The sequence below is a fragment of the Pedobacter sp. 01N416 genome (genome assembly GCF_056399685.1).
On record NZ_JBFTRT010000442.1, the window covers coordinates 1 to 6,310 of the forward strand.

A 6,310-nucleotide genomic window follows, 5' to 3' on the forward strand; every position below is an offset into this window, starting at 1 on the left:
GTTATCGAAGTTGTCAAGATCATCTAATGGCATATCAAAATCATCATCGTCATCATCTTGAGGCTTCTTTTTCGTTGTTTGAATATCGTCATCTTCAAGATCATCGTCTTCGTCTACCTGTTTCTTGGTAGTCGGCTTAGTTGGGAGTTTCTTTGGCGCTTTCATAACACAAAAATAAAAATTGCTTTTATAGTTTAAAAATACAAAAAAACTTTTTTTAATAACAATCTGGAAGCAAAGAAATTAATTTATTTATTCCACATTTTCTCCAACAGTATTTTCCTCTTTTACGATGTCTTTTAACTGAGGAAGCTGGTTTAGGTTATTTAAACCAAAATAATCCATAAATAATGTGCTGGTGCTATATAGGATAGGCCTACCGGGCGTTTCTGCTTTTCCATCGATACTGATCAGCTCTTTTTCCAGCAGGCGTTGCACCGAATAATCTGAATTTACACCCCTGATCTGTTCAATTTCCAATTTGGTTATCGGTTGGCGGTAGGCAATAATGGCAAGTGTTTCCATCGCGGCCTGACTTAATTTTTTCTTCGAGCGGTGTAACTGAAGTTGATTAACCGTTTCATGGTAATCTTTTTTGGTGAGAAACTGGTAACCATTGTTTAAGAATACCAATTCGATGGCAAAATCATCATGGCTATATTTTTCTTTAATCTGCTCTATGCTTTCGAACACCTGTGTTTCGGTAAATTCTTCATTGAAAACGACATTTAAGGCAAGTATAATTTCTTGCGTACCTATGCTTTGGCTGGAAGAAAATACGAGGGCTTCGATGTGCCTGGTGATGTTGTTATTGGGCATATACAAAAATAGAATTTTTGGGCATAAAAAAAGCGGTCTCGCTTTTAAAAACAAGACCGCTTTCAACACACAAATGAAACCTGAATTAAGATATAGTTTTAGGTTAGGTTATTAAATATCTATATCAATTCTATAAGAACGTCTTTGATAAACACTATCGTTTATTTCTAACACAAGTTTAAGGCTAAAGAGGGTTCGATCAAGATTCTATTTAGTGAGTGGTATTAATAATTGAGTAAACGGTAAATTTTCTATTTTAACGGTATAGAAATCGATACTGTTGTACCATTTGTGGTATTCTGGCTAACGTTTAAGTGTATAGGTTTTGCTCCAATCTGACCTAAAAGGTGCAATCTTTCTTTGGTTAACTGCATTCCTTTACTAATGTGTGTTTCCTTTTTATCCTTTAAAGAGTTGTCAATTCCAATCCCATCGTCAATAATTTCGATGTTGAGATAGAATTCATCTTTCAGTTTAATATTGATCAGGATTTCACCACCTGTTTCTTTTGGCATAATGCCATGCCATATTGCATTTTCTACGTAAGGTTGCAACAACATAGATGGGATAAAGGTTTCTTCTTTATCAATTTCTTCATCAATATTAAAAATGTATTTTAATTTATCGCCGAAACGGTTCTTCTCTAATTTCAAATAAAGATTTAAGTATTCTAGTTCTTCCTCTAAAGAGATGTAACTTTTGGTACAGATCTCCAGGTTCTTTCTGATCAATCTGGCAAAACCCGTTAAAACCTTATTTGCTGAAGCCGTATTTTGCGTATTGATATAATGCTGGATCGAATTCATTACGTTGAAAACAAAATGTGGATTCATCATCGCCTGTAGGGCTTGTTGCTCGAGCATCAGAACTTTGTTTTTTAACAACAATTGCTCTTGCTCTTTATCTTTTTGCTTACGGGTAATATAAACTGCCACTTTATAAAAAATATAGGCTACCAGCAGGATCAAAATAGATAAGAACCATAAGCTTTGCCAAAAATGCCTTTTAATGGTAAAAGCTATTTTTGCCGATTCGCCCCAATTACCATTTTGGCTTTTGGCACTTACCTCAAATATGTAATCACCTGATTGTAGTGAAGAAAAATCTAACCGCCTCGTGCGGGTTTCTACCCAAGCTGAATTTTCATTTAAACGGTAACGATAAGTGATGTCACTCGTGGTAAAATCGACTGCACTAAAGGTAAATAGAATCGTATTGTTACCGGTTTCGAAAGTAAAATTACCTTGATCAACCGGCAAACGCTCATTATCCTTAATAATAGAAGTAACGTAAACCTTAGGAAGATTCTTAACTATGTTTTTATTGTTGTACTTAAATAGGATCAGGCCTTTGTTTGTTGCAAAATAGGCCGTACTATCATCAATAAACAAGCTGTTGATATCATCACTCAAAAGGTCCTTACCATAGTCGAAATTGGTCACGGTGAATTGATTGGGATAATCGGCTATTTTGTTTACACCTTTGTTTGTTAACACCCATATTTCGTTATTTTTTACAAATATTTTGGTGCAGATATTATTGGTTAGGCCATCTTTTTGGGTAATCTGTCGGGTAATTTGCCTGTTCTTATAGAAAATTAAACCATAACCATCTGTTGCCAAAATCAAAGTGCCGTCTGCAAGCTGCTGAATATCATTTATCCTTTTGGTAAGTAGAGGATGATTTTCGTAATGTTTAATTAATTTCCCTTTCGAAAATTGAGACAGCCCGTTAATATTCGAAAACCACAAATTCCCTTCGCTGTCGTAAAAAACGTGATAAGACCTGTCTTTAAAAAAATCTTCCTTTTCGCGGTATTTCGCAGCGTTAAACTCAAATTTGTTTCTTCTGTCCGATAAAAAAACAACACCCGATGAAAGAGCCAGAGCCAGGTGGTCGTTATTCTTGCCGATACTAAAATGTTTGATCACGAACATAGAGTTGTTCGATTCTTTTAAATATTTTACTTCGCTATTGCCATTGTAGATATTTTTAAAAACACCCATTCCATAATCGGATGCAAAATATATAGATTGATCTTTTGGATCGAAAGTAACCTGTTTAATGGTTTTGTATTTCTTGAAATCGTCTAAACCAATTTCATTTACCTGGTAATTGTTGATGGTTAATACGTCGATTACGGCATCATCGGTACCCAGCCAGAGGCGGTTTTTTCCATCTTTGGTAATGCTTTTAATTACGTTACTACTCAGGCCCGATTCGGCATCAATGATGGATAAACGGTTATTTGCATTAGGAAGCATATAAATACCCTGATTGGTGGCAAACCACATGTTTTGGTTACTATCTTTAATGATTTGATTGACAGAGATATCCTGTAGATATTGAACAGTTTTTCCGCTTTTATCCAAAGCAAAGGCACCATTGGCATTCGATAGCCAAACTTCTTTACTGGCAATGTCGTAATAAAAATAACCCGACATGTTCTTGATGAGATTCTGAGGAATAGATATGAGATCGTTGATAGTTCCATGTCTATATTGTTTTAAGCCGCCAGCATCTAGATAAAATAAAGATCTGTGGGTAGAATTGACAGCAGTCATGTACGAGAGGGGCTGCACTTTTGAACGGACCATGGAAAAAGTTTTTCCATTAAATTTCTGTACACTTAAATCGCTATAGGCGAATATATTACCTTGCTCATCTTCGTGTATAAAGGCATTGATAAATTTGTCATTTGGATTAGGCGAAATGTACTTTTTAATCGTTTTTCCGTCCCAGCAAACAATCAGGTTGGCATTGGTTCCGAGCCAAATCCGCCCCAGTTTATCTACTAAAAAGGAAACAATTACCGTATTAAAGTTTAGCTTTTTAAGCAGTTCGTCATTATCCTGGTTGTAAAACTTCCCTTCTTTTAAGTAGCTAAGCTGGCCGTTTAAGGCAAAAAACCACAAGCGGCCATCTTTATCCTCTTTCATCTGGAGGATCTGGGTATCGGGAAGTCCGTCTTCAATCGTAAAATTCTGGAAATTTGTACCATCAAAACGGCTCAATCCGTTATCCGTTGCAATCCAGATAAAGCCTTTTTTATCCTGTAAAATGTAATAACAGTTGTTGCTGGCCAGCCCATTTTTAGTATTATAATGGGGGAGGTAAGTGGTTTGAGCAAGCAGCGTTTTTGGAGCGATAAATATAATAAGCCCGAATAAAAAAGCAATAAAAGAGCGGCTGAAGCTTAACTTCAGTATTGCTTTTTCAGTAAATAAAAGCACTTTTTTGCCTAGTTTAATGATCACTGTTCGCTTTTGTAAATAATTTTATTTTTTCAAAAAAATCGCTTGCTCTTCTTCGCGAAATATTAATACTTTCTCCATTTTTTAAGAAAACCTGAAGTCCGTTTTTAGAATTATACTCTTTTAAATGGTTAAGGTTGATGATGCTCGACTTATGGATCCGTACAAATTGGTCGCCCGGTAAAAGCTCTTCAAATTCCCGTAAAACTTTCGAAACCGTTATTTTATCATGGTTATTTAAGTGTACAATAGAGTAATTGCTATCGGCTTCGATATAAATGATATCATCGATATCAATCATTTTAAAACCTTGGCCATAGGGACGGTAGTAAATATAACTGCTGCATTATGTTTTTGAGCATCAGGAATTAATTCGAAACCATTCCCTCCGGGCATTGCTATATCCAGAAAGATTAAATCAATAGGATGGTGTGCCAGAATATCTTTCGCCTCCGCTACAGATCTTGCAATACCGGTAATTTCTACCTGTGGACAGTTCTGTTGCAGTAAAAAAAACAATGATGATCGGGCAAACTCCTCATCATCAACAATAATGGCTTTTAATGTTGTCATAACTATAGGTTGGTGAATGTATTAAAATGCGCTTACAAAAAAAAATGCAAATCAAAAAAACCAGTGTTCTGATTGTCACGTATGTATCATCAAACGAATTCAAAACCACTAAACATAGATTACTATGAAACACAATGAACTAGAAACAAAAAATGAACTTCAGGAAAAAAGTTTATTTGACAAAACTGTAGGCAGAAGATCTTTTCTTCAGTATGCAGGTGCAGGCGCTGCTGGCATCGCCTTGGTTGCGGCCGGTTGTAAAAAAGATCGTGGTTACGAGAATCCTATTATGGGAGGCGCAACCTTAGATTTTAAAGATGATTTCGGCGTATTAAATTATGCATATGCTTTAGAGCAATTAGAGGCCGCATTTTATATAAAAGTTGCTTCAGCACCTCCTGCAAGTTTCACAGCTGCTCAAAAAGCATATTTTCAGGATATCCAGTTCCATGAGATTGCACACAGGGAGTTTTTTAAAGCTGCTTTAAGTACCGCTGCAATAGGAAGTTTGGAGGTAGATTTTTCATCAATTGATTTTACCAGTTCTGCCAGTGTTTTAGGTACGGCAATGGCTTTCGAAGATTTGGGCGTGGCAGCATACAATGGTGCCGGACCAAGAATTAAAAATGGTACTTATTTATTGTTAGCAGGTAAGATTGTTTCGGTTGAGGCTCGTCATGCAGCCTATGTTCGTGATTTAATCTCAAACGGGTCGTTTGCTGATTTAAATAGCCTTGCTCCATTGGGTGCCAATAACTCAGCTGGTTTAGATGCAGCTTTAACGCCAGATAAGGTGTTAGCCATTGCTGGAAAATATATCAAAACCAAAATTAATGTTATCAATCTTTAATTTTTAAAATCAGAAAATCATGAATATTGTAAATATATTAGAAGAAATTGAAAAAGTTGACGGTGAAATCTATGAGAGATTAAATCCGAGAAGAGCTGCAATGAAAAGCTTTTTCAACATGGGCAAAAAAATCTCTTTGGCTGCTATGCCGCTAGCCCTAGGTTCAATGTTTCAAAAAGCATATGGACAAACAGCTTTACCTGCTGCGGTTGTTGATGTATTGAACTTTGCATTATCGCTAGAGTATTTGGAATACCATTTTTATAATCACTGTATTGTAGGCAAAACTCCTGGATCGGCAGTAACTGATGTTACTTTTAATTTTCCTAATGCAGCCAGTCAAGCCGCCATTACTACCATTCGTGATCACGAAAAAGCACACGTTGATTTATTGGTAGGTGCTTTGGGAAGTTCTGCCCGTGCACCAATTGCCTATGCGGATACCGATTTTAGAGCAGGTGGAACGTTTTCTACTGTATATTCTGATTATGGTACTTTTTTAGCAGTAGCACAAGGTTTCGAAGATACAGGAGTTAGAGCATACAAAGGCCAGGCAGGAAACTTATTGGTAAGTCCGGGAGTACTGCAAACTGCTTTACAGATCCACTCGGTGGAGGCACGTCATGCTTCTCACATCCGTCAAATGCGTACAGCGGCCGGTACAGCAATATATAAACCATGGGTTAGTCTTGGTGCTTCAGGTCAGGCAAACGATTCTGGAGTTCCTCAGGTAGATGCTGTTTATGCCGGCGAAGATTTAACCGTACAAGCTGGTGCAAATATTATAGGTATAGGTGGCAATGCAGGCATAACC

6 protein-coding genes are annotated in these 6,310 nt (G+C 36.7%); 2 read left to right on the plus strand and 4 right to left on the minus strand.

Features of this window, described 5'->3' with window-relative positions; genetic code table 11:
* Window positions 1-252 precede the first annotated feature (252 nt).
* The 4 genes from scpB to AC1DND_RS20950 form a co-directional block, all read right to left on the minus strand.
* A complete protein-coding gene (scpB, locus tag AC1DND_RS20935; protein WP_477584570.1) occupies window positions 253-819 on the minus strand; it encodes an SMC-Scp complex subunit ScpB in 567 nt (188 codons plus the stop codon).
* A gap of 251 nt (window positions 820-1,070) precedes the next feature.
* On the minus strand, window positions 1,071-4,076 hold the full coding sequence (locus AC1DND_RS20940; protein ID WP_477584571.1) for a ligand-binding sensor domain-containing protein: 3,006 nt from the start codon (window positions 4,074-4,076) through the stop codon (window positions 1,071-1,073).
* Window positions 4,066-4,374 carry a LytR/AlgR family response regulator transcription factor gene (locus tag AC1DND_RS20945; protein WP_477584572.1) on the minus strand — a complete coding sequence of 103 codons (309 nt, stop codon included), beginning with the start codon at window positions 4,372-4,374 and terminating at the stop codon, window positions 4,066-4,068. Before AC1DND_RS20945 ends, AC1DND_RS20940 begins: the two co-directional genes overlap by 11 nt.
* Entirely contained in the window at window positions 4,371-4,646 is a 276-nt protein-coding gene (locus AC1DND_RS20950) for a LytR/AlgR family response regulator transcription factor (RefSeq protein WP_477584573.1), read from the minus strand. Before AC1DND_RS20950 ends, AC1DND_RS20945 begins: the two co-directional genes overlap by 4 nt.
* Window positions 4,647-4,770: 124 nt before the next feature.
* Here AC1DND_RS20950 and AC1DND_RS20955 point away from each other — a divergent pair, with 124 nt between their 5' ends.
* Together AC1DND_RS20955 and AC1DND_RS20960 are read left to right on the plus strand one after the other, a co-directional pair.
* A complete protein-coding gene (locus AC1DND_RS20955; protein ID WP_477584574.1) occupies window positions 4,771-5,496 on the plus strand; it encodes a ferritin-like domain-containing protein in 726 nt (241 codons plus the stop codon).
* A gap of 19 nt (window positions 5,497-5,515) precedes the next feature.
* The coding region (locus AC1DND_RS20960) for a ferritin-like domain-containing protein (protein WP_477584575.1) at window positions 5,516-6,310 on the plus strand (795 nt) is incomplete at its 3' end.

Bases quoted from the DNA above. Each gene is read 5' to 3' on its own strand.
- AC1DND_RS20955 (WP_477584574.1), top strand. From the start codon at position 4,771: ATGAAACACAATGAACTAGAAACAAAAAATGAACTTCAGGAAAAAAGT.
- AC1DND_RS20945 (WP_477584572.1), bottom strand. From the start codon at position 4,374: ATGATTGATATCGATGATATCATTTATATCGAAGCCGATAGCAATTAC.
- scpB (WP_477584570.1), bottom strand. From the start codon at position 819: ATGCCCAATAACAACATCACCAGGCACATCGAAGCCCTCGTATTTTCT.
- AC1DND_RS20950 (WP_477584573.1), bottom strand. From the start codon at position 4,646: ATGACAACATTAAAAGCCATTATTGTTGATGATGAGGAGTTTGCCCGA.